This is a genomic window from Roseateles chitinivorans, assembly GCF_050632235.1.
Classification (GTDB): domain Bacteria; phylum Pseudomonadota; class Gammaproteobacteria; order Burkholderiales; family Burkholderiaceae_C; genus Roseateles; species Roseateles chitinivorans_A.
In genome coordinates this window covers 2,952,122-2,975,312 of the sequence record NZ_CP192584.1, presented here as the reverse complement: position 1 = coordinate 2,975,312, position 23,191 = coordinate 2,952,122, and the positions used below count along the sequence as shown (strand labels likewise).

22 protein-coding genes and 2 pseudogenes are annotated in these 23,191 nt (G+C 69.9%); 9 read left to right on the top strand and 15 right to left on the bottom strand.

Annotated elements, in window-relative coordinates; translation table 11 throughout:
- Positions 1-7: 7 nt before the first annotated feature.
- Together ACQ859_RS13545 and ACQ859_RS13540 are read right to left on the bottom strand one after the other, a co-directional pair.
- The gene (locus ACQ859_RS13545) at positions 8-1,771 is read right to left on the bottom strand and encodes a TonB-dependent receptor (protein ID WP_431266541.1); all 1,764 of its coding nucleotides are present in this window, start codon (positions 1,769-1,771) and stop codon (positions 8-10) included.
- Positions 1,732-2,363, bottom strand: a pseudogene (locus ACQ859_RS13540) (TonB-dependent receptor plug domain-containing protein). Before ACQ859_RS13540 ends, ACQ859_RS13545 begins: the two are co-directional and overlap by 40 nt.
- A gap of 842 nt (positions 2,364-3,205) precedes the next feature.
- Between ACQ859_RS13540 and ACQ859_RS13535 the strand changes: the two are divergent.
- The 4 genes and pseudogenes from ACQ859_RS13535 (at position 3,206) to ACQ859_RS13520 (ending at position 6,286) form a co-directional block, all read left to right on the top strand.
- Complete coding sequence (locus ACQ859_RS13535; RefSeq protein WP_067270223.1) at positions 3,206-3,943, top strand: endonuclease/exonuclease/phosphatase family protein; 738 nt, start codon at positions 3,206-3,208, stop codon at positions 3,941-3,943.
- Positions 3,892-4,350, top strand: a pseudogene (locus ACQ859_RS13530) (phospholipase D-like domain-containing protein); the annotation flags it as partial. The gene ACQ859_RS13535 and the pseudogene ACQ859_RS13530, both read left to right, overlap by 52 nt.
- Entirely contained in the window at positions 4,311-5,339 is a 1,029-nt protein-coding gene (gene clsB / locus ACQ859_RS13525; protein WP_431266540.1) for a cardiolipin synthase ClsB, read from the top strand. The pseudogene ACQ859_RS13530 and the gene clsB, both read left to right, overlap by 40 nt.
- Positions 5,336-6,286, top strand: a complete 951-nt coding sequence (locus ACQ859_RS13520) for a lysylphosphatidylglycerol synthase domain-containing protein (RefSeq protein WP_431266213.1) — start codon at positions 5,336-5,338, stop codon at positions 6,284-6,286. Before clsB ends, ACQ859_RS13520 begins: the two co-directional genes overlap by 4 nt.
- Positions 6,287-6,333: 47 nt before the next feature.
- Here the strand turns inward: ACQ859_RS13520 and ACQ859_RS13515 are convergent, their stop codons facing one another.
- The 4 genes from ACQ859_RS13515 to ACQ859_RS13500 all read right to left on the bottom strand — a co-directional run bounded on the left by ACQ859_RS13515 (position 6,334) and on the right by ACQ859_RS13500 (position 8,652).
- Positions 6,334-6,465, bottom strand: coding sequence for a hypothetical protein (locus ACQ859_RS13515; RefSeq protein WP_431266212.1), 132 nt, complete (start codon positions 6,463-6,465; stop codon positions 6,334-6,336).
- Positions 6,466-6,554: 89 nt separating this feature from the next.
- The gene (locus ACQ859_RS13510; protein ID WP_431266211.1) at positions 6,555-6,692 is read right to left on the bottom strand and encodes a hypothetical protein; all 138 of its coding nucleotides are present in this window, start codon (positions 6,690-6,692) and stop codon (positions 6,555-6,557) included.
- Between the two features lie 2 nt (positions 6,693-6,694).
- Positions 6,695-7,744, bottom strand: a complete 1,050-nt coding sequence (locus ACQ859_RS13505) for an alpha/beta hydrolase family protein (protein WP_431266210.1) — start codon at positions 7,742-7,744, stop codon at positions 6,695-6,697.
- Positions 7,741-8,652, bottom strand: coding sequence for an oxidoreductase (locus ACQ859_RS13500; RefSeq protein WP_431266209.1), 912 nt, complete (start codon positions 8,650-8,652; stop codon positions 7,741-7,743). Before ACQ859_RS13500 ends, ACQ859_RS13505 begins: the two co-directional genes overlap by 4 nt.
- A gap of 91 nt (positions 8,653-8,743) precedes the next feature.
- On the opposite strand from ACQ859_RS13500, the gene ACQ859_RS13495 reads away from it, so the two are divergent.
- A complete protein-coding gene (locus tag ACQ859_RS13495) occupies positions 8,744-9,355 on the top strand; it encodes a TetR/AcrR family transcriptional regulator (protein WP_431266208.1) in 612 nt (203 codons plus the stop codon).
- A 4-nt stretch (positions 9,356-9,359) separates the two neighbouring features.
- On the opposite strand, the gene ACQ859_RS13490 is transcribed toward ACQ859_RS13495, so the two are convergent.
- The 3 genes from ACQ859_RS13490 to ACQ859_RS13480 form a co-directional block, all read right to left on the bottom strand.
- Positions 9,360-10,343 (bottom strand): MBL fold metallo-hydrolase, encoded by a 984-nt coding sequence (locus tag ACQ859_RS13490; RefSeq protein ID WP_431266207.1) that lies wholly within the window; start codon positions 10,341-10,343, stop codon positions 9,360-9,362.
- 8 nt (positions 10,344-10,351) lie between these two features.
- The gene (locus ACQ859_RS13485; protein ID WP_431266206.1) at positions 10,352-11,368 is read right to left on the bottom strand and encodes a zinc-dependent alcohol dehydrogenase family protein; all 1,017 of its coding nucleotides are present in this window, start codon (positions 11,366-11,368) and stop codon (positions 10,352-10,354) included.
- 185 nt (positions 11,369-11,553) lie between these two features.
- Positions 11,554-12,456, bottom strand: a complete 903-nt coding sequence (locus ACQ859_RS13480; protein WP_431266205.1) for a LysR family transcriptional regulator — start codon at positions 12,454-12,456, stop codon at positions 11,554-11,556.
- Positions 12,457-12,619: 163 nt separating this feature from the next.
- Here ACQ859_RS13480 and ACQ859_RS13475 point away from each other — a divergent pair, with 163 nt between their 5' ends.
- From ACQ859_RS13475 to ACQ859_RS13460, 4 genes are all read left to right on the top strand, one after another.
- Complete coding sequence (locus tag ACQ859_RS13475) at positions 12,620-13,567, top strand: MBL fold metallo-hydrolase (RefSeq protein ID WP_431266204.1); 948 nt, start codon at positions 12,620-12,622, stop codon at positions 13,565-13,567.
- Positions 13,568-13,695: 128 nt separating this feature from the next.
- Positions 13,696-14,703 (top strand): AraC family transcriptional regulator ligand-binding domain-containing protein, encoded by a 1,008-nt coding sequence (locus ACQ859_RS13470; RefSeq protein ID WP_431266203.1) that lies wholly within the window; start codon positions 13,696-13,698, stop codon positions 14,701-14,703.
- Positions 14,700-15,734 (top strand): SDR family oxidoreductase, encoded by a 1,035-nt coding sequence (locus tag ACQ859_RS13465; protein WP_431266202.1) that lies wholly within the window; start codon positions 14,700-14,702, stop codon positions 15,732-15,734. Before ACQ859_RS13470 ends, ACQ859_RS13465 begins: the two co-directional genes overlap by 4 nt.
- A gap of 101 nt (positions 15,735-15,835) precedes the next feature.
- Positions 15,836-16,948 (top strand): alpha/beta hydrolase, encoded by a 1,113-nt coding sequence (locus ACQ859_RS13460; protein WP_431266201.1) that lies wholly within the window; start codon positions 15,836-15,838, stop codon positions 16,946-16,948.
- Between the two features lie 18 nt (positions 16,949-16,966).
- Here the strand turns inward: ACQ859_RS13460 and ACQ859_RS13455 are convergent, their stop codons facing one another.
- The 6 genes from ACQ859_RS13455 to ssuE all read right to left on the bottom strand — a co-directional run bounded on the left by ACQ859_RS13455 (position 16,967) and on the right by ssuE (position 23,179).
- Entirely contained in the window at positions 16,967-18,289 is a 1,323-nt protein-coding gene (locus ACQ859_RS13455) for an MgtC/SapB family protein (protein ID WP_431266200.1), read from the bottom strand.
- 201 nt (positions 18,290-18,490) lie between these two features.
- Positions 18,491-19,411 carry an ATP-binding cassette domain-containing protein gene (locus ACQ859_RS13450; protein WP_431266199.1) on the bottom strand — a complete coding sequence of 307 codons (921 nt, stop codon included), beginning with the start codon at positions 19,409-19,411 and terminating at the stop codon, positions 18,491-18,493.
- Positions 19,412-19,445: 34 nt separating this feature from the next.
- Positions 19,446-20,294 (bottom strand): aliphatic sulfonate ABC transporter permease SsuC, encoded by an 849-nt coding sequence (gene ssuC / locus ACQ859_RS13445; protein WP_431266198.1) that lies wholly within the window; start codon positions 20,292-20,294, stop codon positions 19,446-19,448.
- A gap of 1 nt (position 20,295) precedes the next feature.
- Positions 20,296-21,477, bottom strand: coding sequence for an FMNH2-dependent alkanesulfonate monooxygenase (ssuD, locus tag ACQ859_RS13440; RefSeq protein WP_431266197.1), 1,182 nt, complete (start codon positions 21,475-21,477; stop codon positions 20,296-20,298).
- Between the two features lie 66 nt (positions 21,478-21,543).
- A complete protein-coding gene (locus ACQ859_RS13435; protein ID WP_431266196.1) occupies positions 21,544-22,527 on the bottom strand; it encodes a sulfonate ABC transporter substrate-binding protein in 984 nt (327 codons plus the stop codon).
- A 40-nt stretch (positions 22,528-22,567) separates the two neighbouring features.
- Entirely contained in the window at positions 22,568-23,179 is a 612-nt protein-coding gene (gene ssuE / locus ACQ859_RS13430) for an NADPH-dependent FMN reductase (RefSeq protein ID WP_431266195.1), read from the bottom strand.
- Between the last annotated feature and the right edge of the window lie 12 nt (positions 23,180-23,191).

The window sequence follows — 23,191 nt, the reverse complement described above, 5'->3', positions numbered from 1 at the left end:
TCGATCCTTAGAACTTGGCCCGGACGCCGACGCTGTAGCGCGCGCCGTTCTCGTACATCCCGATGGGAATGCCGTCCACGGTGTTGGACTTGATGACCTCGTTGTTGATGTTCACCGCGCTGGCGTAGAGCGCGATGTGGCGCGTCACGTCCCAGCTGGCCGACGCGTCCCACTGGCCGTACGCGGCATTGACGACCTGCCCGCCCATCTCCACGTTGCCGTAGCTCTTGGAGCGGTAGTTGTAGGAGACGCGCAGCGTGATCGGTCCCCGCTCGTAGTAGCCGCTGAAGTTGAACTGGTCGCGCGAGTTGCCCAGCACCTTCAGTCGCGGCTGGCCCGCGACGGCGCCGGCCTTGGCGTCGGTGAAGGTGTAGTTCACGACCGTGCCGAAGCCGGTGTTGCCGAAGGGCTGCTGCCACTGCAGTTCGAAGCCCTTGATGTCGGCGCCGTTGTCGGCGTTGTAGGGGCGCTCCACCGTCAGCGTCTCGCCGCCGACCTGCTCGGACTTGGACGCCTTGTAGGTGAAGGTGTCGAGCTTCTTGATGAAGAAGGTGCCCGAGACCAGCGCGGCATCGGCGTAGTACCACTCGGCGCCGATCTCGGCCTGGTTGGCGTGCACCGGCTTGAGCAGCGGGTTGCCGGCATAGCCCTTGGACAGCACGGTGCCGTCGCGACGCAGGCCGGGGCTGAGCAGGTCGAAGGTCTGGCGGGCCATGGCGCGGGAGACCGCGCCGCGCAGGATCACCTGCTTGCTGAGGTCGTAGACGATGTTCAGGCTGGGCAGCGCGTCGGTGTAGTTGTGGTCGACGCTGGTGGGCGAGAAGCCGCCGCTGGCATTGCCCAGATAGCCCTCCGAGGTCTGCTGCGTGCGCACGACGCGCAGGCCGACATCGCCACGGAATTTCGCCACCGAGAAATCGGCCTTGGCATACACGGCGCCGATGCGCTCGTGGATCTTGTAGTTCTCGTTGAGCACGTCCTTGTAGACCATCGCCTGGTCGAACATCGGGATGCCCTTGCTGGCGACGAGCCCGTCGTCATACCAGGCGTACTGCCGCAGCGCGTCGGGCGTGCCCCCGGCCTGGCTCAGCTGCGGCGAGGGACCGGTGGACAGGTCGGCCAGCGAGAACGACTGCCAGCCCGGCGACCCCGGCCCGGCCGTGCCCTGGATGCGGGTGTTCTTCAGCGTGTTGTCGCGCAGCTTGACGCCCACCTTCACCGCCCGGATGACGCTGCCGTCGATGTCGAAGGTGAGGTCCCCCTGCGCGTAGTTCTCCTTGGCGTCCATGCGCCGGATGCGGTCGTCGCCGGACTTGAGCGTCAGCGCCGTGGGGTCCAGCGGGTTGATGTCGAGGTACTTCACGCCGTAGTGGTCCGGCCCCAGCGAGATCGTCGTGCGCGTGTCGCCTTCCATCCAGAAATGGCGGTCATGCTTGCTGCCGCCCGAGCTGTTGGTCGTGCCCACCTGGCCGTGCAACTGCCAGCTGCCGCCTTGATAGGTGCCGTCGAGGTCCGCCACGCGCGACTTGATGTAGCTCTCGCGGTAGATGGGCTCGAAGGACACGCCGGTCTTGGGCCCGAAGGTGCCACCGACCAGCGCCTTGCTGCCGTCCGCCACGGTGATGAACTTCGGGTCGACGGCGCTGATGACGCCGCCCACCGCCAGGCCGCCGGCCTGCCAGAGGTAGTTCTGGTTGTTGTTGTTCATCTTCATGTCCGAATCCATCAGGTTCAGCACGAGATCGGTGGCCGGATTGGGCTGGAACTGCAGCGCGAGGTTGGTGGTCGTGCGCTCGCGCTCCTGGCGGAAGATGGCCGAGCCGCCCCCCAGGAGGCATAGGCGTTGGTGACCGCGCCGTTCTGGTCCTTCACGTCGTATTTGCCGTCGGAGAACTGCTCCAGGCCGTCGCGGCGCATGTGGCGCTTCTGGCTGCTGATGGCCAGCAGCACGCCGAAGGTCTTGTCGTCGTTCTTCCAGTTCAGCAGGCCCGACAGCTGCGGATCGGTCTTGCCCGGCAGCTTGCTGTACATGGCCTCGGCGGCGACCTGCACCGTCAGCGGGTCCTTGAAGGCCAGCGGCTTGCGCGTCTTGACGATGACGAGGCCGCCGATGGAGCCTTCATCCAGGTCGGCCGACGGGCTCTTGTAGACGTCCAGGCTGCCGACGATCTCGGAAGGCAGCACGTCGTAGTTGAAGCTGCGCGTCTGCGGCTCGTTCAGCCACCACTCGGACGAGGCCACGGCCTGGCCGTTGAGCTGTGTCATGTTGAGGTTCTTGTCCGTGCCGCGGACGAAGATGGCCTTGCCCTCCCCCAGATGCGGTCCACCGAGATGCCGGGCACCCGCTGCAGCGAGTCGGCCACGTTCTTGTCGGGGAACTTGCCCACATCCTCGGCGCTGATGCTGTCGACGATGTTCTGCGACTCGCGCTTCTCGGTGAGGTTCTTCTTCAGCGTCGCCCGCACGCCGCGGACCTCGACGGTGTCGAGCTGCTGGTTCGCCTCCTGCGCGTTGGCGGCACCGAACGCCGCGGCGCCCAGCGCCAGCCCGATGAGCTGGGGCAACAGGAGCGGCTTGGGCACCTGCCGGGATTGAGGCTTGCATTGAGCCTGGGGAAGACGCTTGGGGAGAGGCTTGGCCACGTAGATGCTCCTGGGCAACGAGTGCCCGCAATCTAGTGGCGATGCCCCCGCCCGGAGCGCGGCGTTGCGCTTTGCAGGACTTCATTGCACCGACGTTACGTTGGTGCAAGACGGGGTCAGGTCGAGCCCGCTTTGCAACCGCCTTGCAACCTCTTCGCACCGTCTTTGCAAGCGCCTTGTCCCCTCCTCATTCCTTGTCGGACGCGTACGGCACGCCGCACCACGTCGGGCGCGTTCGGAGCACGCCTGGAAGGATTGCGCAACCGGAGCTCCGAATCCCCCGACGAGCGGTGGGACTCCGTCCGACGCGATTGCGGCGTGGCGTCCGACAGGTCTAGTATTGATCGCTCCCACCCGGTGCTTCGGGCCTCGCGCCCGGAGAGCCGGGAGCCCGCCGCGCTGCGGCACCGCCACCAGGAGCACCCCATGCTTGAACTGATCGGCGCGATTCTCGTGGGCGCCTTCGCGCTCACCTTCGGGGTCCTGTGCGTCGGCCCCATGATGCTCAAGCCCGACGACCTCTGAATCCATGACGGGCACAGGGCTTGCCGTTCAGGCAAGTCATGAAATTCACCGTCCTCACCGTCAATCTCCACAAGGGTTTCGGCTTCTTCAACCGCCGCTTCATCCTGCACGAGCTGCGGGAGGCGGTGAGAGCCGTCTCCGCCGACGTCGTCTTCCTCCAGGAAGTGCTCGGCGAGCATGAACTGCACGCGGCCCGGATCGCCGACTGGCCTCGGGGCCCCCACTACGAGTTCCTCGCGGACAGCCTGTGGAGCGACTTCGCGTACGGCCGCAACGCGGTCTATCCGCAGGGTCACCACGGCAACGCCCTGCTGTCCAAGTTCGCGATCACGCGGCACACCAACCACGACGTGTCCATCGAGGGCCCGGAGCGCCGCGGCCTGCTGCACAGCGTGCTCAAGCTCGCCGACGGCCGCGAGCTGCACGCGATCTGCGTGCACCTGGGCCTGCGCGAGTCGCACCGCCAACGCCAGGTCGAGCGCCTGTGCCATGTGATCGACAGCCTGCCGCCGGGTGACCCGGTGATCGTCGCCGGCGACTTCAACGACTGGCGCCAGCGGGCGCACAAGATGCTGAGTGGCTGCGCCGGTCTCGCCGAGGTCTTCGTCAAGTCGTACGGCTCCGCGGCACGGACCTTCCCGTCGCGATTCCCGCTGCTGGCACTGGACCGCATCTACGTGCGCGGCGCGGCGGTGCAGCATCCGATCGTGCTGCCGCGCAAGCCGTGGTCGCACCTGTCCGACCACGCGCCCCTGGCCGCGGAGATCAGCCTGTGAAACGCCCCGACTGGAGTGCCGGCAACGACCTCGACCTGCTCGAGAACGGCGAGGAGTTCTTCCCCGCCGTCTTCGCCGCGATCGAGGGCGCGAAACACGAGGTCCTCATCGAGACCTTCATCCTCTTCGAGGACAAGGTCGGCCTCGCCTTGCGCGAGGTGCTCATCGCCGCCGCGAAGCGCGGCGTGCGCGTGGACATGACGGTGGACGGATTCGGCTCGCCCGAGCTGTCGATGGACTTCGTGACCGGACTCACCGATGCGGGCGTGCGGCTGCACGTCTTCGATCCGCCGCCGAAGCTGTCGCGGCGCCTGAAGCCCTTCCGGCGCCTGCATCGCAAGATCGTCGTCGTCGACGGCGAGACCGGATTCATCGGCGGCATCAACTACTCGGCGGACCACCTGCTCGACTTTGGCCCCGAGGCCAAGCAGGACTACGCGGTGCGCGTGCAGGGGCCCGTCGTTGCGCAACTGCGGCGAGTGACGGGGAGATCCTCGCGACCGCGACACCGCAGACGCCCTCCGCCGGACCGGCCGCACAGCGACGCTGGTGGCCGAGCCGCGCGCAGGAGCCTCGCAAGAGCGATCCGTCCACCGGAGACACGAGGACGTCGTCCGCCGGCCAGGCCAAGGCGGTCATCGTCACGCGCGACAACCACCGCCACCGTGACGACATCGAGCGCATGTACCGGCTCGCGCTGCATGCGTCGCAGCGCGAGGTGATCATCGCCAACGCCTACTTCTTCCCCGGCTTCCTGCTGCTGCGGAGCATGCAGCGCGCCGCGCGCCGCGGCGTGAAGGTCCACCTGATCCTGCAAGGCCAACCCGACATCGCCTGGGCGCGCTGGGCGGCGCAGATGGTCTACGACCAGCTGATGCGCGCCGGCGTCCATATCCACGAGTATTGCGAACGACCGATCCACGCCAAGGTGGCGCTGGTCGACGACCACTGGGCGACGGTGGGTTCCAGCAACCTCGACCCGCTGAGCCTGTCGCTCAACCTCGAGGCCAACGTGATCGTCGAGGACCGCGCGTTCAACCGCGCCTTGCGCGACAAGCTGCTCCCCCTGATGAAGAGCCAGTGCAAGCTGCTGAAGCTCGAACACACCAACGCGCACCGCTGGTGGTGGCGCCTGGGCATGGGTGCGTTCGTCTTCCACGTGATGCGTCATTTCCCGCGCTGGCTGGCGCGACTGCCGCGGCAGACGCAGCCGGTGATGCCGGTCGCCGACACGCCGGTCGTCGTCAGCGCCCCGCAGAAACCGGGCGCGCAGGCCTGGCAGTGGCAGGACGCCCATCGCCTGCAAGACGGCGTGCAAGACGGCGTGCAAGACCGCATGCATGACGCGCAAGGCGGGCCCGGCGCGCCGTGCCTGACCAAGGAGGCCGCCGCGTGAGTGCCACGCCGACGCCGGATGCCGCGGGGCGACGCCCGGCGCACTGGCGTTGGGGACGGTGGCTGAGCGGCGTGTTCGCGGTCGCCGTGGTGGCCCTGCTCGCCTGGGCCGCGCGCCAGGTCGACTGGCACGAGGTCGGCGAGGCGTTGCGGCAGCTGCCGCTGGGCGTGCTGGCCGGCGGCGCGGCGTTGTGCGCGCTCAGCCACCTGATCTACAGCGGCTACGACCTGATCGGCAAGCGCTGGGCGCATCACGCGGTGCCGACGCGGCGGGTGATGCTGATCACCTTCATCAGCTACGCGTTCAACCTGAATCTCGGGTCGCTGGTCGGCGGCGTCGCGATGCGGCTGCGGCTGTATGCGCGCGAGGGGCTGAGGCATCCGATCCCGGCGAAGATCCTCGCGCTGAGCATGGCCTCGAACTGGCTCGGCTACGGCCTGCTCGCGGGCGGCCTGTTCCTCTTCGGCTGGCTCGAGCCGCCGCCCGACTGGCATGTCGGCGATGCCGCGCTGCGCGGGCTGGGCGGGCTGATGTGGGTCGTCGTCGGCGCCTACCTCGCGCTGTGCGCGTTCTCGCCGCGGCGCGAGTTCAGGATCCGCGGCCACGATTTCTTCGTCCCCAGCCTGCGCCTCGCGCTGATGCAGCTGGTCATCTCGTCGGCCAACTGGCTGACGATGGGCGCGGTGCTGTGGGTGCTGCTGCAGCAGGGCGTCGACTACGGCCACACCCTGTCCGTGCTGCTGGTGGCGGCGGTCGCCGGCGTCATCGCGCACGTGCCCGCCGGGCTGGGCGTGCTCGAAGGCGTGTTCGTCGCGTTCCTCGGCCCGGCGCTGGGGCATGGCCAAGTGCTCGCCGCCTTGATCGCGTACCGGGCGCTCTACTACCTCGCGCCGCTGTCGATCGCCGCCGTCGCCTACTTCGTGCTGGAGGCGAAGGCGAGAAGGTAGCCCGGCGCGGACACCCTGCCGGCCGAGTCCCTGCGTGGGACACGCACTCAGCGCAGCACCAGCACGGCCAAGGCCAGTGCGCAGAAGATGCCCACGTTGAGCTTCGGTTCCCAATAGCCCATGAACAGGAAGGTCACGGCCAGCCAGCCCAGTCCCGCCGCGAGGGTCAGGACTTGCACCGGCAGCGCAGTGACGATCTCCAGGGACCGCCACGCGAGGAACAGCCCCAGGAGTCCGAAGGCGACCTGCCCCAGCGCGAAGGCCGTGTTCAGGCCGTAGTACAGCGTCGTCTCCGGGCCCGGCGGGTGTTTCCCCGGAGGACGTGCGACACCACGTCGATCAGGAAGTGCAAGGTGCCGCTCAGCGTGAGCCAGCCGTAGGTGGTGTAGACCAGGGTCTTGTTCATCGTCATGCGGCGTCCATCGCCAGGTGCGGCGTGATGCCGCGCGCCGGAAAGCCCGCGGCCGGTGTCCGTGCCAGCAGGGGCGACCAGGCGCTGCGCCATTGCGCGAGCGCCGCGCCGTCGTCCTTGAACGCGAGGTCCAGGAACGCCAGTCCGAGCTCGGCCGTCGCGAGCTTCACCTTCGGGTTCAACGCCGCGCCGCCAGTCAACGAACGGTCGGTGAAGATGCTGTGCGATCCCGCCTGGAAGACCGCGAGGAGCTTGCGCGGATCCCCGATGGCATCGAAGACCTGGAGCCGGTCCGCCGCTCCCGAGCGGTAGCCGGGAATCTCGATCACGTCCTCGGTCGCGGTGATGTGGACCGTCGGCACCGCCACGTGGCCCAGCACCGCGGCCAGATCGCTTTCGCCATAGAACGGTGGCGCGGAGATCACGATGCCCGCGGAGAAGCGGTCGTCCTGGCAGTTGACCACCCGGCCCTCCCGCACCACCTGCGCGCCGATCGACAGCAGCGTCGTGTTGGCGCCGTACGAGTGGCCGGCGGCCACGAGGCGCCGGCGATCCACCGCCTGTCCCAGCGGACCGGTCTCGTCGGAGAGCATCCGGTCCAGCGCGAACCGCACGTCGGCAGCGCGGGCGATGGCCTCGCTCTCCTGCGCCGCCGCGCGCAGCCGGCCCACGATGCCGAACGGGTTGCCGCGCCAGACGGCCACGTCGCTCCCTGCATGCTGCACATGCAGACTGGCGACGCCCCTCGATGACCAGTGCCTGCCAAGGTAGCTGTAGCCCTGCCGTGATCCGCCGATGCCGTGCGAGAACACCACCAGCGGCACGCCCTCCGCCGATGACGTGCGCGACGGCCAGTACAGCCGGGCGGGCACGGCGCGCGATCGTGCGGCGTCGAACCAGTCGATATCGATCACGCGGAAAGGCGGGCTCGCGGGACCGGCGTCTTCCGCCCGCAACAGCGATGGCATCGGCAGCGCGGAAGCCAGCAACAAGGCGTTCAACTGCCGGCGACGTCCGCTCGCCGGCTCGCGGACATCGGCGCTCAAGCGCTGACCCCGGTGAGGCGGGCCGAGTCGGCCCACAGCCGCGCCGCGTCCGCCCTGTCCAGGGCTTGCGTCGGCACCCGGGCCACGGAGGGATGACCTCGCGTCTCGCCGAGCCGGTCCGGCCCGTAGTAGAGACCGCCCTCGGCCTGTGCCGCCGTGGCCGCGAAGAGCGTCGGCAACGCGCCTTGCGCGGCCGGCTGGAAGAGGAACCAGAGGAAGCGGCGGATCATCGCTTCAGGACTCGACGGCCCGGCGCCGTTGGGCAGCAGATCGGTGCGGGCGATGCCCGGATGCGCGGCGATGCTCTGCACGCCCCAACCCCCGACGTCGCTGCGGCGCTGCAGCTCGAAGGCGAACATCAGGCAGGCCAGCTTGGACTGGCCGTAGGCCGCCATCGGCTTGTAGCGCCGCTCGGACTGCAGATCGTCGAAGTCCAGCACGCCCGAGCGCGCCGCGACACTCGACACGCTGACGACCCGGGGCGACTGTGCCCGGCGCAGCCAGGGCAGCAGCCGTGCGGTCAGCGCGAAATGGCCGAGGTGGTTGGTCCCGAACTGCAGCTCGAAGCCGTCGGCCGTCACCTGGCGCCGCGGCGGCGTCATGACGGCGGCGTTGTTGATCAGCAGGTCGAGGCGATCCAGCGAGCCGCCGAGCCGCTCGGCGAAGGCCTCGATGCTGTCGAGGCTGGCCAGGTCCAGCAGCTCGAAACGGACATCGGCCCGCGCGACGTCCGCGCGGATCCGGTCCACGGCCGCCCCGCCCTTGCGCGGGTTGCGCCCCGCGACGATCACCCGCGCGCCGGCGCGGGCGAGCGCCAGGGCGTCGTGGAACCCCAGGCCGCCGGTGCCGGTGACGACCGCCGTGCGGCCTTTCTGGGAGGGAATGTCCGATGCTGTCCAGGGGGCCATGGTTCCTTGCCTGCAGTAAACTGGATGCACAAATTAATGCACTGAGTGCAATTTATAGCGCACCCGGTGTACGAATACAAGAGCACCCCGCATGCCCCCTCCCCTTCCCGTCGCGGACGATGACGCCGCCGAAGGCGCGCGCGAGCGCAAGCGTCGCGAGACCCGCCACCGCATCGCCGAGACCGCGCTGCGGCTCTTCCTCGCCCATGGCTTCGAGGGCACGACGCTGGACGTGATCGCCGCGGAATCGGACATCTCACGTCGGACCTTCTTCTCCTACTTCAAGTCCAAGGACGACATCCTGCTGTTCTGGCAGGACGTCCACTGGCGCGCCATCTACGACGACCTGCTGAAGACGTCTCCCGACGTGCCGCCGCTGGACGCGGTGCGGGACATCATGGTCCGGCACATGGCCCGCTACACCTCCGAGGAGATGCAGGCCATCGACACGCTGATGCGGTCGAGCCCGACGCTCTACTCGCGCAAGCAGGCCTTCTACGCGGAGCAGGAGCAGGTGCTCTTCACCCGGCTGTGCGAGGTCTGGCGCCAGCCGGAGCGCCGGCCGGCGCTGCGCATGGTGGCCATGGTGGCCATGGGCGCGATGCGGGTGACGACGCAGACCTGGAACGAGCTGCCCACCCCGCGCAAGCCGATGGCCAAGCTGCTGCGGGAGTCGTTCGAGAGCCTGCGGTCGGAGCTATAGCCCGTTACGGGGTGGCGGGCCGGTCCGCGCAGAGGCGCGTGTGGTAGACCTGGAGTTCCATCGCGATCCATTCCTTCAGGTCCCAGTCGGGATGCTGCGCCACCAGGACCGGCGTCAGTTCCCGCTGGATCGTGGCGAAGTCGGCGCCCGCCTCGCATCGTCGCGTGACCTCCCGCTGGACGACGTCCATGTGCGCCGCCAGCGCCTCGACATCCCGGCCCGTCCCCACGCGGCCGTGGCCCGGGATCACGACGGTCGGGTGGTCCTGGCTCACGGACCGCAGCACCTCGCGCCACCCCAGCGGATCCACGTCCGTGTCGTTCAGCTCGGGGAACCACGGCATGATCGGGAACGACCGGGTCTCGAGGAGGTCGCCCAGGATGACGACGCCCTGCGCGGGGATCGAGATCACCTGGTCCCCCAGGGTGTGCGCCGCGCGATCGTGGCGGAGCCTGACGATGCGTCCGCCGAGATCGATCGAGACCTCGTGCTCGTAGACGACATCGGGCATCGTCAGCCTCACGTCGCGCATCGCCGCCGCCACGCCCAGTTTCTCCGCGAACAACGCGCGGTAGGGCTCGCCCTTCTTCAGGAGTTCGTCCCGCTGCGCGCGGTTGTAGACGATGGTGGCCTGGCCCTTGAAGACCTGCGCCCCGAAGCCGTGTTCGGGATGGAAGTGCGTGACGGTCAGGTAGAGCCTGCGCCGACCCGCCAGGCGCTTCGCCGCCTGGAGGACCAGCGCCGCGCTCCGCACGCCGAGGCCCGTGTCCACCACCAGCACCGCATCCCGGCCCGTGATGATCGTGATGTTGGGGACGAGCAGCACCTGCTGCCGGTCCTCGATCACGTGCACGCCGGGACTCACCTCGACCAGGTTGGCGAGCGAGACGGTCTTCTCCCGCGATACGTCCTCGCCCGCGGCGAAGGCTGCAGTGCCCGCCGCCAGCCAGAGCAGCGCGACCTCGCCCATCGCCCTCGCGAAAGTCACGGCGCGGCTCATCGGACGGCGACCACGACTTTGCCGAAGGCGTCGCCGGAAGCCAGGCGTTCGTAGGCGCGCGGCGCCTCGGCGAACGGGAACTCGCCGTCGACCTCGGGCACGAGTCCGGTCGTGTCGATGAAGCGGACCAGGTCCTCGGTCATGCGCCGGCTGCCGACCCTGATGCCCGCCAGGGTCTTGTTGCCGCCGACGAGGGCGCCCGGCAGCAGCTTCGCCTCGCCCCAGCCGCTGAGGCCGCCGATCGTCACGACGCGTCCGCCGAAGCGCACCGCCGCCAGCGAGCGCGTCAGCGTGTCCTGCCCGCCGACCTCGAGCACGAGATCGACGCCCTCCCCGCCGGTCAGGCGCAGCACCTCGTCCTGCCACTCCGGCGTCTCGCGGTAGTTGACGAGGCCCTGCGCGCCGAGCCGCTCCGCGCGCGCCAGCTTGTCGTTGCTGGACGAGGTGACGATCGGGCGCAGGCCGGCGGCCTTGGCGATCTGCAAGGCCCAGAGCGCCACGCTGCCGGTCCCCAGGATCAGGACGGACGCCCCCGGTTGGAGCCGTCCCTGGACGAAGAGCGCATTCCAGGCGGTCACGCCGGCGCAGGCGATGGCCGCCGCCGCGGCGTCGGCCAGCCCCTCGGGCGCCCGCACCAGGGCGCTTTCCGCGGCCACCATCGATTGGGCCAGCGTGCCGTCGAGCTGGGCGCCGAAGGACGCGCTCGTCTTGGCGGGCGAGCTCTCGCCGTCGATCCACGCGGGCCAGAAGCTGGCGATCACGCGATCGCCCACGGCGAAGCGCGTCACCGCGTCGCCCACCTCGACGACCCGGCCCACGCCGTCCGACAAGGGCACGACGGGCTGATCCCCCATGCCGCCGTAATGACCGCGCGCGATCGCGAGGTCGCGGTAGTTCAGCGCCGCGGCGCTCAACGCGACGCGGACTTCCAGCACGTCGAGCGCACGCGGCGGGATGTCGACCTGGCGCAGGCCTTCAATGCCGGCTCCAGCCACGAGACGATAAGCATTCATTCGATGGACCCTTTGAAAATGAAGTCGGGTTCATCGTAGGGAGCGGCCCGTGGCGTCGGTGGCGAATGTTCTTCCGATGATTGACGCCGTGATGTCTACGATCAGGGCGGCCGCCGTCATCGAGCGGCGTCACCAACCGCCGCCACACCGACGGCGCTCATGCGGCCATGGCGATGCGGCCTCGATCACTCCGACACGAAGACCGGCACCTCGGCGATCAGGGCATCGAGCGCCGCCCGCACGCGCGGCGGCGTGTACGGCAGTTGCGGCCACAGCAGGTGGATGTCGAAACCCAGCGTGGGTTGCGCGTCGAGCAGGCGCACCAGTCCGCCCGCGCGGATCCGGTCGCGAACCAGCCAGAGCGGCAGCCACGCGAGTCCATGACCGGCCGCCGCCGCGTCGGCCATCGCCTCCAGGTCGTCGAACTTCAACCGGGACCTGGGCACGTGCTCCAGCGGGGCGCCCTGCTCTGCCGGGAACAGCCAGGTCTGGGCACGTCCGTTGCGCGAGTAGACGATCGCCGGGTAGGCCGACAGGTCCTCGACGGCCTTCACCGTGCCCGCCGCCGCGACCGAGGGCGCGCCGCAGATCACCATCTGCTCGCGCGCGATGCGGCGCGTCATCAGGCCGACGCCCGGTCCCAGCGTGCCCATGCGGATGCTGAGATCGATGCCGTCCTCGATCAGGTCCACGACGCGATCGCTGAACTGCAGTTCGAGCTCCAGATCCGGATGCAGCGCCGCCAGCCGCGTCAGCACCGGCGCGACGCAGAGTCGCCCGAACAGCACCGGCATCGACACGCGCAGGCGGCCGCCGACGGCCTGACGGCCCGCCTCCAGTCGCGCCTTGCCGGCGCCGAGCTCCTCCATCGCGCGCAGGCAGTGCTCGAAGTAGGCCATGCCATCTTCGGTGAGGGTCTGGTGGCGGGTGGTCCGGTGGAAGAGGCGGACGCCCAGTCGCGATTCCAATCGCGCGATGGCCTTGCCCACAGCCGAGCGGGACAGGTTCAAGCGCCGCGCGGCCGCGGCGAATCCATTCGCTTCCACGGCGGCCACGAAGGCCGGGATGTCGTTGAAGGCATCGGTCATGGCCCATTGTAGAAACAAGCTCGCCAATCCACGGACCAGACATCGCCACCAGCCCCCTCTCCCTCTGCCTACGATCACTGCGAACCGGCTCACCGGACGGATTGATTCCGTGAGGTCGCCATGCGTTCAACACCAGTCCACCGATCCGAAGCAGAAAGTCCTCATGACACCGTCCCGTCTTTTCCCGCCCTCCGTGATCCTGTCCGCGCTGCTCCTCGCCGTGCCCGCATGGAGTGCCGCGTCTCGGACACCGACGCCCCCGGCCGCGAAGACCGGCGTCTGGACCTACGCCGGCACCGGCACGGTGAACACCTACTGGGTGGAGACGCCGGGCGGCGGTCTGGTGGTGATCGACACGCAGCGCGACCTCCGTCATGCGGCGCAGGCCGTCGCGGCGCTGCGCGCCGTCGGCAAGCCGGTCCGGGCGATCCTCATTACCCACGCGCATCCCGACCACTACACCGGCATCGGCCTGTTCAAGGAGGCCTTCCCCGAGGCGACCGTGTACGCCTCGGCCTCGACCATCGCCGCGATCCGCGACGACACCTACGGCTACAACGCGGTCACGCAACAGGCCGCGCCGGACGTCACTCCGAAGGTCTTCGTGCCGCCCGACCAGGCCTTCGACGACAACGCGACGCTGCGCATCGACGGCCTGAGCATCGTCACGCGCGAACTGGGGCCGGGCGAGGCGCATGACACCACCGCCTACTACCTCCCGGCCTCCGGCGATCTCTACGTCGGCGACGTGATCCTGAACCGCCTGCACGGGCCGCTGGAGGAAAGCGCGAGCGGTCCCTGGCTGGGTATCCTGGACAAGTTCGACGCGATGTACCCGAACGTGCGTGTCGTGCATCCGGGCCACGGCCCGTCGGGTCCGAAGCAGCCGATGTTCGACGACCAGCGCAACTATCTGCGCACCTGCCGGGCGATCGCCGCCGAGGAGATCGCGCGCGCCGGCTTCACCGACGACGCCAGGCGGGCGACCATCCGACGCATCAACGCACGCTTCCGCTACGTCAATCCCACGGGGATCCCCGACATCGTCGAGGACAGCATCAACGGGCTGTTCAAGGAGTTCTCGACGGCGTCGATGACGCCGGTGAAGTGAACATCCCGGTCATGTGAACGCCAGGGCGCCCGACATCGACCGACCCCGGCCGCCATCGGTCGTCACCGGAGGATCTCTTTGGCGCGATCTGATTTGTCGCGCCACAGGCGGCTCCCTATGCTGGCGCCATGCCTCCCGACACCTTCTCCGTGCCCGCGCACCTCCTCGACAAGCTCGGTCTGTCGCTGGAGCGGCTGTGCGCCCGCGCCGGGGTCGCGCCCACGACGGCCTGGCGCACCGATGACTTCTTCCGCCTCTGGGCCGCCCTCGACGAGGAGCTCGTCGACCGCGCCGCCGGACTGCGCTTCGGCACCGAAGGCATCAGCCGCGGCTACGGCGTCGCGGCGATCGTGGCGCTGCATGCGCCGGACTTCCGTGGCGCGCTGGCGGCCCTGTCCCGCTACAAGCGGCTGACCTGCCCCGAACTGGTCGAGGTCGAGACCGCCGGCGACGAGGTCGTCGTGCGCTACCGATGGCTCCAGGCGAGCGGCGACGTGCCGCGCCTGCTGATCGACACGACCCTGGCGTCGCTGAAGGAACTGGCCCGGCAAGGCACGGCGGGTCAGGTCTTGCCGACCCGCGTCGAGCTGACGCGGCGCGCGATGGACGGCCCGCTGCTGCGGCGCCACTTCGACTGCCCCGTCGTGTTCGGCGCGGCGCACAACGCGATGGTGTTCCCTCGCGCATCGCTCGATGTGGCGTTCGTCACCGCCGACGGCGGCGCCTTTGCGCGCGTGCTGGCCGGTCTTGAGCGGGCGCTCGTCGAGGGTGAGGGTTTCACCGCGCTGGTGGGCCAGGTGCGCGTGGCCATCGCACAGCAGCTGAGCGCCGGCCACGCGCCTGCCGCCGCCGCCGTGGCCCGCCGCCTCGCCACCAGCAGCCGCACGCTGCAGCGCCGCCTGGCCGACTGCGGCACCAGCTTCCAGCAGCAGCTCGCCGCCGTGCGGCGGATCCTCGCCGGCCGGCTCCTGGCCAACACCGATCTCGACACCGTCGCGATCGCGATGCTGCTCGGCTTCGAAGAACCCAATTCGTTTGCCCGGGCCTTCCGTGGCTGGGAGCAGACGACGCCCTTGCGCTGGCGCGAGCGCCTGGCCTCGACACCCTCTCTCCCTCACACAGGATCCCCGACATGAGTTCAACGCCCGTCCTGGTCACCGGCGGCTCCGGCTTCATCGCCGGACATTGCATCCTTCAGCTGCTGGCACAGGGACACGCGGTCCGCGCGACCCTCCGGTCATTGACGCAGGAGAACGCCGTGCGGGCCGCGCTCGAACGGTCCGGCCTGGTCCATGGCGAAAGGCTGAGCTTCGTGGCCGCCGACCTGATGAGCGACGCGGGCTGGGCAGAGGCCGTCGATGGCGTGGACATCGTGCTGCACGTCGCCTCGCCGGTGCAGCCCGGCCACGTCGCCGACGAGGACGACCTGATCCGCCCGGCGCGCGAGGGCACGCTGCGCGTGCTCCGTGCCGCGCGGGACGCCGGCGTGAAGCGGGTCGTGCTGACCTCGGCCTTCCACGCGGTGAGCTGGGGATGGCCGCGCGGCGACCACACGTTCACCGAGGAGGACTGGACCGTCCTCGACGGCCCCGGCGTCGATGCCTACGGCAGGAGCAAGACGCTGGCCGAGCGCGCGGCCTGGGACTTCATCGCCGCGGAGGGCGGCGGCATGGCACTCGTGACGATGCTGCCCGTCGCCGTCATGGGGCCCATCATGGGCACGGCCATCTCCGGCTCGAACCACCTGGTCCAGCGCCTGCTCGAAGGCGCGATGCCGGGACTGCCCAACCTCTTCCTCCCCATCGTCGACGTCCGCGACGTCGCGAGCGCCCACCTCCTCGCGATGACCGCGCCCGAGGCCGGCGGGAAACGCTTCCTGCTGTCGAACGGCCAGGCGATCGCGATGACGGAGGTCGCCGCCCTCCTCCAGGCCGACCTCGGCGATCTGGCCAGGCGCGTGCCCTCGCGCCGCATCCCCGACCTCGTGCTCCGCGTCATGGCGCTGTTCAAGGCCGAGTTGCGGAGCGTCGTCCATGACCTCGGCCGCGCCAAGCGCACCTCCAACGCGAGGGCCGCCGCGCTGCTCGGCTGGCATCCCCGCCCCGCCGACGAGGCGATCGTCGCCGCGGCCAGGAGCATGGTGGCCGGCGGCGTCCTGAAGGGCTGACGGCCGGCGGCCGGGTCATCCCGGACCCGGGCATCCTGATTGCTGAGCCCTCCGCGAGCATCCGCACCGGATGCGCCGTTCGGCCCAACAAGGACGTCGCCATGCCCCACCTCCGCTTCCAGGTCGCCGCGCTGAGCGCGCTGCTGTTCACCCTCCCCTTCGTGCACGCCGCCGACGACGCCGGCAAGGGCACGGGCAACGAGCAGCCCGGCAAGGTCAAGACCGCCATCGCCAAGACCTTGGGAAAGATCCGGCTCGACGGCGACATGCTCGCCGTGCTGAAGGCGCATGAGAACCTGCGGCCGAAGGCGATCGAGAAGATCGACGTGCCGGCCGCGCGCGCGAATCCCACCATCGCCGATGCCGTCAACGCGCTGCTGCGCCAGAACGGCCGCAGCACCGATCCCGCGCAGCTCGTGCCCGGCGTGACCAGCATCGACGGCACCGTGCAGGGCGGCGCGGGCATGATCCCGGCGCGCTTCTACACGCCGGCCGGCCCGGGGCCCTTCCCCGTCGTCGTCTACTTCCACGGCGGCGGCTGGGTCATCGCCGACAAGCAGGTCTACGACGCCAGCGCACGCGGCATCGCCAAGCAGGCACAGGCCGTGGTGGTCTCCGTCGATTACCGCCAGGCGCCGGAGAACAAGTTCCCCGCCGCCTGGGACGACGCGCTGGCCGCCTACAAGTGGACCGTCGCCAATGCGGCCAGCTTCAAGGGCGACGTCAGCCGCGTCGCGCTGGCGGGAGAAAGCGCCGGCGGCAACCTCGCGCTGGCGACCGCGATTTCGGCGCGCGACGCCAATCTCCAGAAGCCGGCGCACGTGCTGGCCATCTACCCGGTCACGCAGAGCAGCCTCAACACCGAGTCCTACCTCGAGAACGCGGCCGCCCAGCCGCTCAACCGCGCGATGGTGGAATGGTTCATCGACAAGCTGCTCGACAACAAGGAACAGCTCAAGGACTGGCGCCTGAACCTGATCGACGCGAAGCTCGCCGGCCTGTCCTCGGTGACGCTGATCAGCGCCCGCGTCGATCCGCTGCGCTCGGACAGCGCCAAGATGGAAGAGGCGCTGAAGAAGGCCGACGTGCTCGTCGAGCGCCGCGACTACGAAGGCGTCACCCACGAGTTCTTCGGCGCCGCGGCCGTCGTCGAGAAGGCCCGCAATGCGCAGGCCTTCGCCGGCGAGCGGCTGCGCAAGGCGTTCGGGAACTGAGGGCGTGGCGGTGGCGGATCAGCCGCCGTTCGGCAGCAGGCTGGTGATCAACGGGGCGACCAGTTCGCGCAGCAGCACGCCCAGACCGCCCGCCATCGCGATGGCCACCATGGCGAGCGCCAGGCGCGCGATCAGTCGCCGATGGCCGGTCTTCACGATGAACGACAGGCTGAAGGCCAGGCTGGTCAGCGAAGCCAGCACCGCGCCGTTGGCCGCGACGTCGAAACCGATCGCGCCCTGCGCCGCCATGCTCGCCGCCGCGGCCACGGCGCTCGCGCTGGACAGCAGCCCGCCGATCACCGTGACGAGGTAGAAGCCGCCCTCGCCGAACTCGCGTTGCATCAGCCGTCCCACGACATGCAGCGCCAGGAACAGCACGCCGTAGCGCAGCGCCACGGGCAGCGAGAACGGCAGCTCCAGCTTGATGTCGGTGACGTCCTCGACGGCCGCGCCGTTGCGGCGCGCCAGCAGGCTCAACACCACGAAGCCCGCCGCCGACAGCACCATGAAGCCGAAGGCCGCCGCCGCGTTGACGAAGGCCAGCGGCGTGAGGATCAGCAGCAGCACCGCGTTGCGCGTCACCATCGCGGCAACGGCGACCAGCACCGCGCGGTAGGCGCCTTCGGCGAAGCGGCCGGAGGTCTCGCGCACCCGGGTCGCCATCTCCACCACCGTGAAGTTGTTGTTGACCAGTCCGCCGAAGAACGCGGACAACTCCGCGCCCTTGGAGCCGTAGAGCTTCCACAGGATGTAGTTCACGAAGCCGATGCTGGCGATCAGGATCACCGTCACCCAGGCGGCGCGCGGTTCGATCAGGTGCCACGGTCCGATCGGTCCGGCCGGCAGTGCGGGATAGATGACGATCGCCAGGATCGCGAGCAGCAGCGCGGAACGCACCTCGCCCTCGGTCAGGCCCATCGACAGGCCGGAGAGCCGCTCCTTCCACGCCAGCAGCGCGGTCGTGCTGACCATCACCGCCGCCGGCGTCACGGTGTGCCCCAGGCCGCACAGGATGCCCGCCATGCAGGTCACCAGCATGGCCGCGGAGGTGGTCAGTTCCGGCCCGTGTCCGCCCCGCATCGTGTGGACGTTGAGCGGCACCGCCAGGCCCGCCGCGAGCAGCAAGCTCAGCAGCGCGTAGTGCTCGCCGAGCGAGCCGCCCAGCGCGCCCAGCAGCGCGATGAAGCCGAAGGTCCGCAGGCCGGCCTCCTTGCCGCGACGCTCCCGCTCAAGACCGAGCAACAGCCCCAGGGAGAGGGCCAGCGCCAGACGGATCAGGATCTCGAGATAGGGCCACTCGGCATTGGGGAGTGGCGTCGATGTCGGGAGTACCGGAGTCATCCGCCCCAGCGTACCTCACCTCGCCGGGCTCGCGAAGTGCGCGGCCACTGCTTTGGGTGCGCGGCTAGGCGCGAACCGGAGCCATAGCATCGCTATGGCGAGGATTCGCAACGACGCAGCGCGCCCAAATCAGTGGCCGCGCGGGGCCGTTGGTGTGGAGGGCCCCCGGCCCCTCAATCATCAACGGCCCGCGCTGCGCCCTTACACCGCCCAGCGCAACATCGGCGCTGCAACGGAAAGTGGGACGGGGTCGTGTGCGGGTTCCGGCTCGCGGCCCGGCGTGCTGAGCACGCGGTCGAGCAGCCGCTGCTCCAGCGCCGCGAAGGACGCGTCGCGTCGACGCGGACGCGGCAGGTCGACGCGCAGGTCGAGCGCCAGCCGGCCGTCCTCGATCAGCAGCACGCGGTCCGCGAGCGCGACGGCTTCGGCCACATCGTGCGTCACCAGCAGCGCGGTGAAGCGATGCCGCGTCCACAGCGATTCGATCAGCGCCTGCATGTCGATGCGGGTCAGCGCGTCCAGCGCGCCGAGCGGCTCGTCGAGCAGCAGCAGCTTGGGCGCATGCACCAGCGCACGCCCCAGTGCGACGCGCTGCCGCTGGCCGCCAGACAGGCGCGCGGGCCATTCACCAGCGCGGTCCGCGAGGCCGACCTGCGCCAGCGCCTGACGGGCGCGGTCGCGCGCATCGGCGCCTTCCAGTCCGAGCGCCACGTTGTCCAGCACCCGCGCCCACGGCAGCAGCCGCGCGTCCTGGAACATGAAGCGCGTGTCCTCCGACTCGCCCGCCTCGAGCGTGCCGGCGCTCGGCGTCTCCAGGCCCGCGAGCAGGCGCAGCAAGGTGCTCTTGCCGCAGCCGCTGCGACCGATGATGGCGACGAACTCGCCGGGCGCGATGTCCAGGTCGATGTCGTGCAAGACCTGGCGCTCGCCGAAGGCCTTGCCCAAGCCGGACAACGCCACCGGCTGGCCGCCGACGGGCGGGGTCGGCGTCGTGCCCGCGTCGCGACGGAGGGTCGCCGACGCCGGCGTGGGCGCATTGCGCGATGTCGCCGTGGCCGGCAGCGCCGCGGGCTGCGAGTCCTGCCATTCCGTCAGGACGTCGATCTCTGTCACGCTCATCATGTCTTGCCCGTCCTGTCTGCGGTGATGTCGGCGCTCATGCCTGATACCCCGGATGCCAGCGCAGCCACGCCCGTTCCAGCGCCTGCGCCGCGACGTCGGCCAGCTTGCCCAGCAGTGCATAGATCAGGATGCCGACCAGCACCACGTCCGTCTGCAGGAACTCGCGCGCGTTCATCGTCATGTAGCCGATGCCGCTCTGCGCCGAGATCGTCTCTGCCACGATCAGCAGCACCCACATCAATCCCAGCGAGAAGCGCAGCCCCACCAGGATGGACGCCACCGCCCCGGGCAGGATCACCTGCCGGTACAGCGGCCAGCCGCTCAATCCGTACGAGCGCGCCATCTCGATCAGGTCGCGGTCCACGCCGCGGATGCCGTGGAAGGTGTTCAGGTAGACCGGGAAGAACACGCCCAGCGCCACCAGGAACAGCTTGGCCGTCTCGTCGATCCCGAACCACAGGATCACCAGCGGGATCAGCGCCAGCGGCGGGATGTTGCGCAGCATCTGCAGCGTCGTGTCGAGCGCGGTCTCGGCCCAGCGCTGCGAACCGGTCAGCAGGCCCAGCAGCAGGCCGAGCCCGCCGCCGATCGTGAAGCCGATGAAGGCGCGGCCGGTGCTCACGGCCAGATGCCGCCACAACTCGCCCGACACCGCCAGTTCCCAGGCGGCCTTGGCCACCGACGAGGGCGCCGGCAGCACGCGCGTCGACAGCCAGCCCGCCTGCGCGCTCAGCTGCCACAGCGCCAGCACCGCCAGCGGCACGAGCCAGGGCACCAGGCCCTTGAGCGCGCCGAGGCCGCGGCCCGATGTCGCCTGGAATCTGGCCTGGGCCTTGGGTTCAGCCTGGGCCTGGGCCCGGGCCTTGATCGCGACGGTGCTCATCTCAGCTCGCCGCGGCCAGCTTGGCCGGACCGGGGACGAAGTTGTTGGCGACGATCTCGCCGAAGGGGCCGGTCAGCTTCGGCGCGCTGAGCTTCTCGCGCACGTCCAGCGGCAGCAGCGGGAACACCAGCTCGGCGAAACGGTAGGCCTCCTCCAGATGCGGGTAGCCGCTGAGCACGAAGTACTCGAGGCCCAGCGCCGCGTACTCCTGGATGCGATCGGCCACCTGCTGCGGATTGCCGACCAGTGCCGTGCCCGCGCCACCGCGCACCAGGCCCACGCCGGCCCACAGGTTGGGCGAAATCTCCAGGCCCGCGCGGATGTCGTTCTTGTCGAAGCGGCCGCCGTGCAGCTCCGCCATGCGGCGCTGCCCGACCGAATCCATCGAGGCGAACTTGGCCTGCGCCGCGGCGATCACGTCGTCATCGAGATGCTTGACCAGATCGCCAGCGGCCGCCCAGGCCTCCTCTTCGGTCTCGCGCACGATGACGTGCAGGCGGATGCCGTACTCGAGCTTGCGGCCCTTCGCTTCAGCGGCAGCGCGCACTTCGCCGATCTTCTCGGCGACGGCCTGGGGCGGCTCGCCCCAGGTCAGGTAGGTGTCGACCTGCTCGGCGGCGAGGTCGATCGCCGGTCCCGAAGAACCGCCGAAGAACACCGGCGGATACGGCTTGTTGATCGGCGGGTACAGCAGCTTGCCGCCCTTGACGCGCAGTTGCTCCCCGTCGAAGTCGATGGCCTCGCCCTCATGGCTGGCGCGCAGCACGTCGCGCCACACGGTCAGGAACTCGGTCGACAGCGCGTAGCGCTCCTCGTGCGGCAGGAACAGGCCGTCGCCGGCGAGTTCATCGGGGTCGCCGCCGGTGACCAGGTTGACCAGCAGCCGCCCGCCGGACAGGCGGTCCAGCGTCGCCGCCATGCGCGCCGACTGCACCGGCTGCACCAGCCCCGGCCGCAGCGCGACCAGGAACTTCAGCCGACGCGTCGCGTCGATGAGGCTGGCCGCGACGATCCAGCTGTCCTCGCAGCTGCGGCCGGTGGGCAGCAGCACGCCTTCGTAGCCGAGGCTGTCGGCCGCGATCGCGATCTGGCGGTAGTAGTCGAAGTCCGCGACGCGGGCGCCCTTGGAGGTGCCGAGGTAGCGCGAATCGCCGTGGGTGGGGATGAACCAGAGGATCTTCATGGGGGAAGCTCGTGTGAGGCGCCGCGAGATCGCGGCAATGGGCTTGCGGCGGTGGGCTGGCGGCGCCTACTTGGCGGCCGTGGTGATCGACTTCGGCAGCGCGTCGGCGATGCGGATCGGCTTGGGGATCAGCTTCAGCGCGTGGAAGGCGTCGGCGATCTTCTGCTGCTCGGCGGCGATGGCCGGCGTGATCGGCTGGATGCCGTAGGCGAAACGCGCGGCGGCGATTTCCGTCGTCGCGAGGTCCAGTCCGATCTGCGGCGCGAGCAGTGCGGCGACGGCGGCGCTGTTGTTCTCGGACCAGCGGTCGAGCTTCGCGAGTTCCTCGATGATGGCCTGGACCACCTGCGGGTACTTGTCCGCGTAGCCGCGCTCGGCCAGGTAGAACTGGTGGTTGGCGACGACACCCTTGCCGTCGGCCACCACACGTGCGCCGAGCTGGCGTTCCGCCGCGGCCAGGAACGGATCCCAGATCACCCACGCGTCGACGGCGCCGCGTTCGAACGCGGCGCGCGCATCGGCCGGCGGCAGGTAGACGACGGTGATGTCGGTGTACTTCAGGCCCTGCTTCTCCAGCAGTTTCACCAGCAGGTAGTGGACGTTGGAGCCCTTGTTCAGGACGACCTTCTTGCCCTTCAGGTCAGCGAGCGTCCTGATCGGCGAGTCCTTCGGCACGATCAGCGCTTCCGCGGTCGGCGCGGGCGGCTGGTTGGCGACATAGACCAGGTCCGCGCCGGCGGCCTGCGCGAAGATCGGCGGCGCCTCGCCGACGGTGCCGAAGTCGATGGAGCCGACGTTCAGGCCTTCCAGCAGCTGCGGGCCGGCGGGGAATTCGGTCCACTTCACGGCGATGCCCTGCGCGCTCAGGCGCTTGTCCAGATCGCCCTTGGCCTTCAGCACCGTGAGCGTGCCGTACTTCTGGAAGCCGATGCGGACCTCCGTCGGCTTGGGCGTCGTCTGCGCGCTGGCGACGCCCGAGAACAGGCTCAGCGAGGTGGTCAGCGCGGCGGCGAATGCCAGCGCGCCGCGGCGGTCGAGGAAGAACGGCATGGTCGTGGTCCTGGAAGGTGAGGATTCAGTAGGGAGCGGCTCAGAGCACCAGCGCGGGCCGCGAGACCGGCGCGGCCGGCTGAGGCGCCGGCACGCGGTCCAGCACCTGCGACGCCCCGGCGAGCAGGCGGCGGGCGATGTCGTCGTTGATGCGGTACTCGCCGGCGGCGTCCTTGGCGATCTGCGCGTCGCAGGCGTAGACGCCGTCGACATGCGAGCGCGCGCCGAGTGCGGACAGCACCGGCAGCAGGCCGTAGTCCAGCGCCAGCAGATGCGCCATGCTGCCGCCGGTGGCCAGCGTCCACACGCTCTTGCCCGCGAGGCCGTCCTGCGGCAGCAGGTCGAGGAAGACCTTCAGCAGGCCGCTGTACGCGGCCTTGTAGATGGGGGTCGCGAGCACGACGACGCGCGCTTCGGCGACGGCGGCCAGGGCCGCGCGGATCTCGGCGTCCTCGAAGTCGGCATGCAGCAGCGGCTGGGCCGGCAGGTCGCGGATCCGCAGCGTGCGGGTCGACAGGCCGTGATGTTGAAGCCGCTCCGCGGCGGCGCCGAGCAAGGCGCTCGACCGCGACTTCACGCTGGGGCTCGCGGCGATGAGCAGGACGGGCGAGCCCGGAAGGTCGGCGGTCGAGGCGGAGGCGGTGGCGGTCATGGCGGGGGAGGA

Bases quoted from the DNA above. Each gene is read 5' to 3' on its own strand.
- ACQ859_RS13535 (WP_067270223.1), top strand. From the start codon at position 3,206: ATGAAATTCACCGTCCTCACCGTCAATCTCCACAAGGGTTTCGGCTTC.
- ssuE (WP_431266195.1), bottom strand. From the start codon at position 23,179: ATGACCGCCACCGCCTCCGCCTCGACCGCCGACCTTCCGGGCTCGCCC.
- ACQ859_RS13480 (WP_431266205.1), bottom strand. From the start codon at position 12,456: ATGACCGATGCCTTCAACGACATCCCGGCCTTCGTGGCCGCCGTGGAA.
- ACQ859_RS13470 (WP_431266203.1), top strand. From the start codon at position 13,696: ATGCCTCCCGACACCTTCTCCGTGCCCGCGCACCTCCTCGACAAGCTC.
- ACQ859_RS13455 (WP_431266200.1), bottom strand. From the start codon at position 18,289: ATGACTCCGGTACTCCCGACATCGACGCCACTCCCCAATGCCGAGTGG.
- ssuD (WP_431266197.1), bottom strand. From the start codon at position 21,477: ATGAAGATCCTCTGGTTCATCCCCACCCACGGCGATTCGCGCTACCTC.
- ACQ859_RS13450 (WP_431266199.1), bottom strand. From the start codon at position 19,411: ATGATGAGCGTGACAGAGATCGACGTCCTGACGGAATGGCAGGACTCG.
- ACQ859_RS13500 (WP_431266209.1), bottom strand. From the start codon at position 8,652: ATGGCCCCCTGGACAGCATCGGACATTCCCTCCCAGAAAGGCCGCACG.
- ACQ859_RS13465 (WP_431266202.1), top strand. From the start codon at position 14,700: ATGAGTTCAACGCCCGTCCTGGTCACCGGCGGCTCCGGCTTCATCGCC.
- ACQ859_RS13510 (WP_431266211.1), bottom strand. From the start codon at position 6,692: ATGAACAAGACCCTGGTCTACACCACCTACGGCTGGCTCACGCTGAGC.
- ACQ859_RS13475 (WP_431266204.1), top strand. From the start codon at position 12,620: ATGACACCGTCCCGTCTTTTCCCGCCCTCCGTGATCCTGTCCGCGCTG.
- ACQ859_RS13460 (WP_431266201.1), top strand. From the start codon at position 15,836: ATGCCCCACCTCCGCTTCCAGGTCGCCGCGCTGAGCGCGCTGCTGTTC.
- ssuC (WP_431266198.1), bottom strand. From the start codon at position 20,294: ATGAGCACCGTCGCGATCAAGGCCCGGGCCCAGGCCCAGGCTGAACCC.
- ACQ859_RS13495 (WP_431266208.1), top strand. From the start codon at position 8,744: ATGCCCCCTCCCCTTCCCGTCGCGGACGATGACGCCGCCGAAGGCGCG.
- ACQ859_RS13485 (WP_431266206.1), bottom strand. From the start codon at position 11,368: ATGAATGCTTATCGTCTCGTGGCTGGAGCCGGCATTGAAGGCCTGCGC.
- ACQ859_RS13435 (WP_431266196.1), bottom strand. From the start codon at position 22,527: ATGCCGTTCTTCCTCGACCGCCGCGGCGCGCTGGCATTCGCCGCCGCG.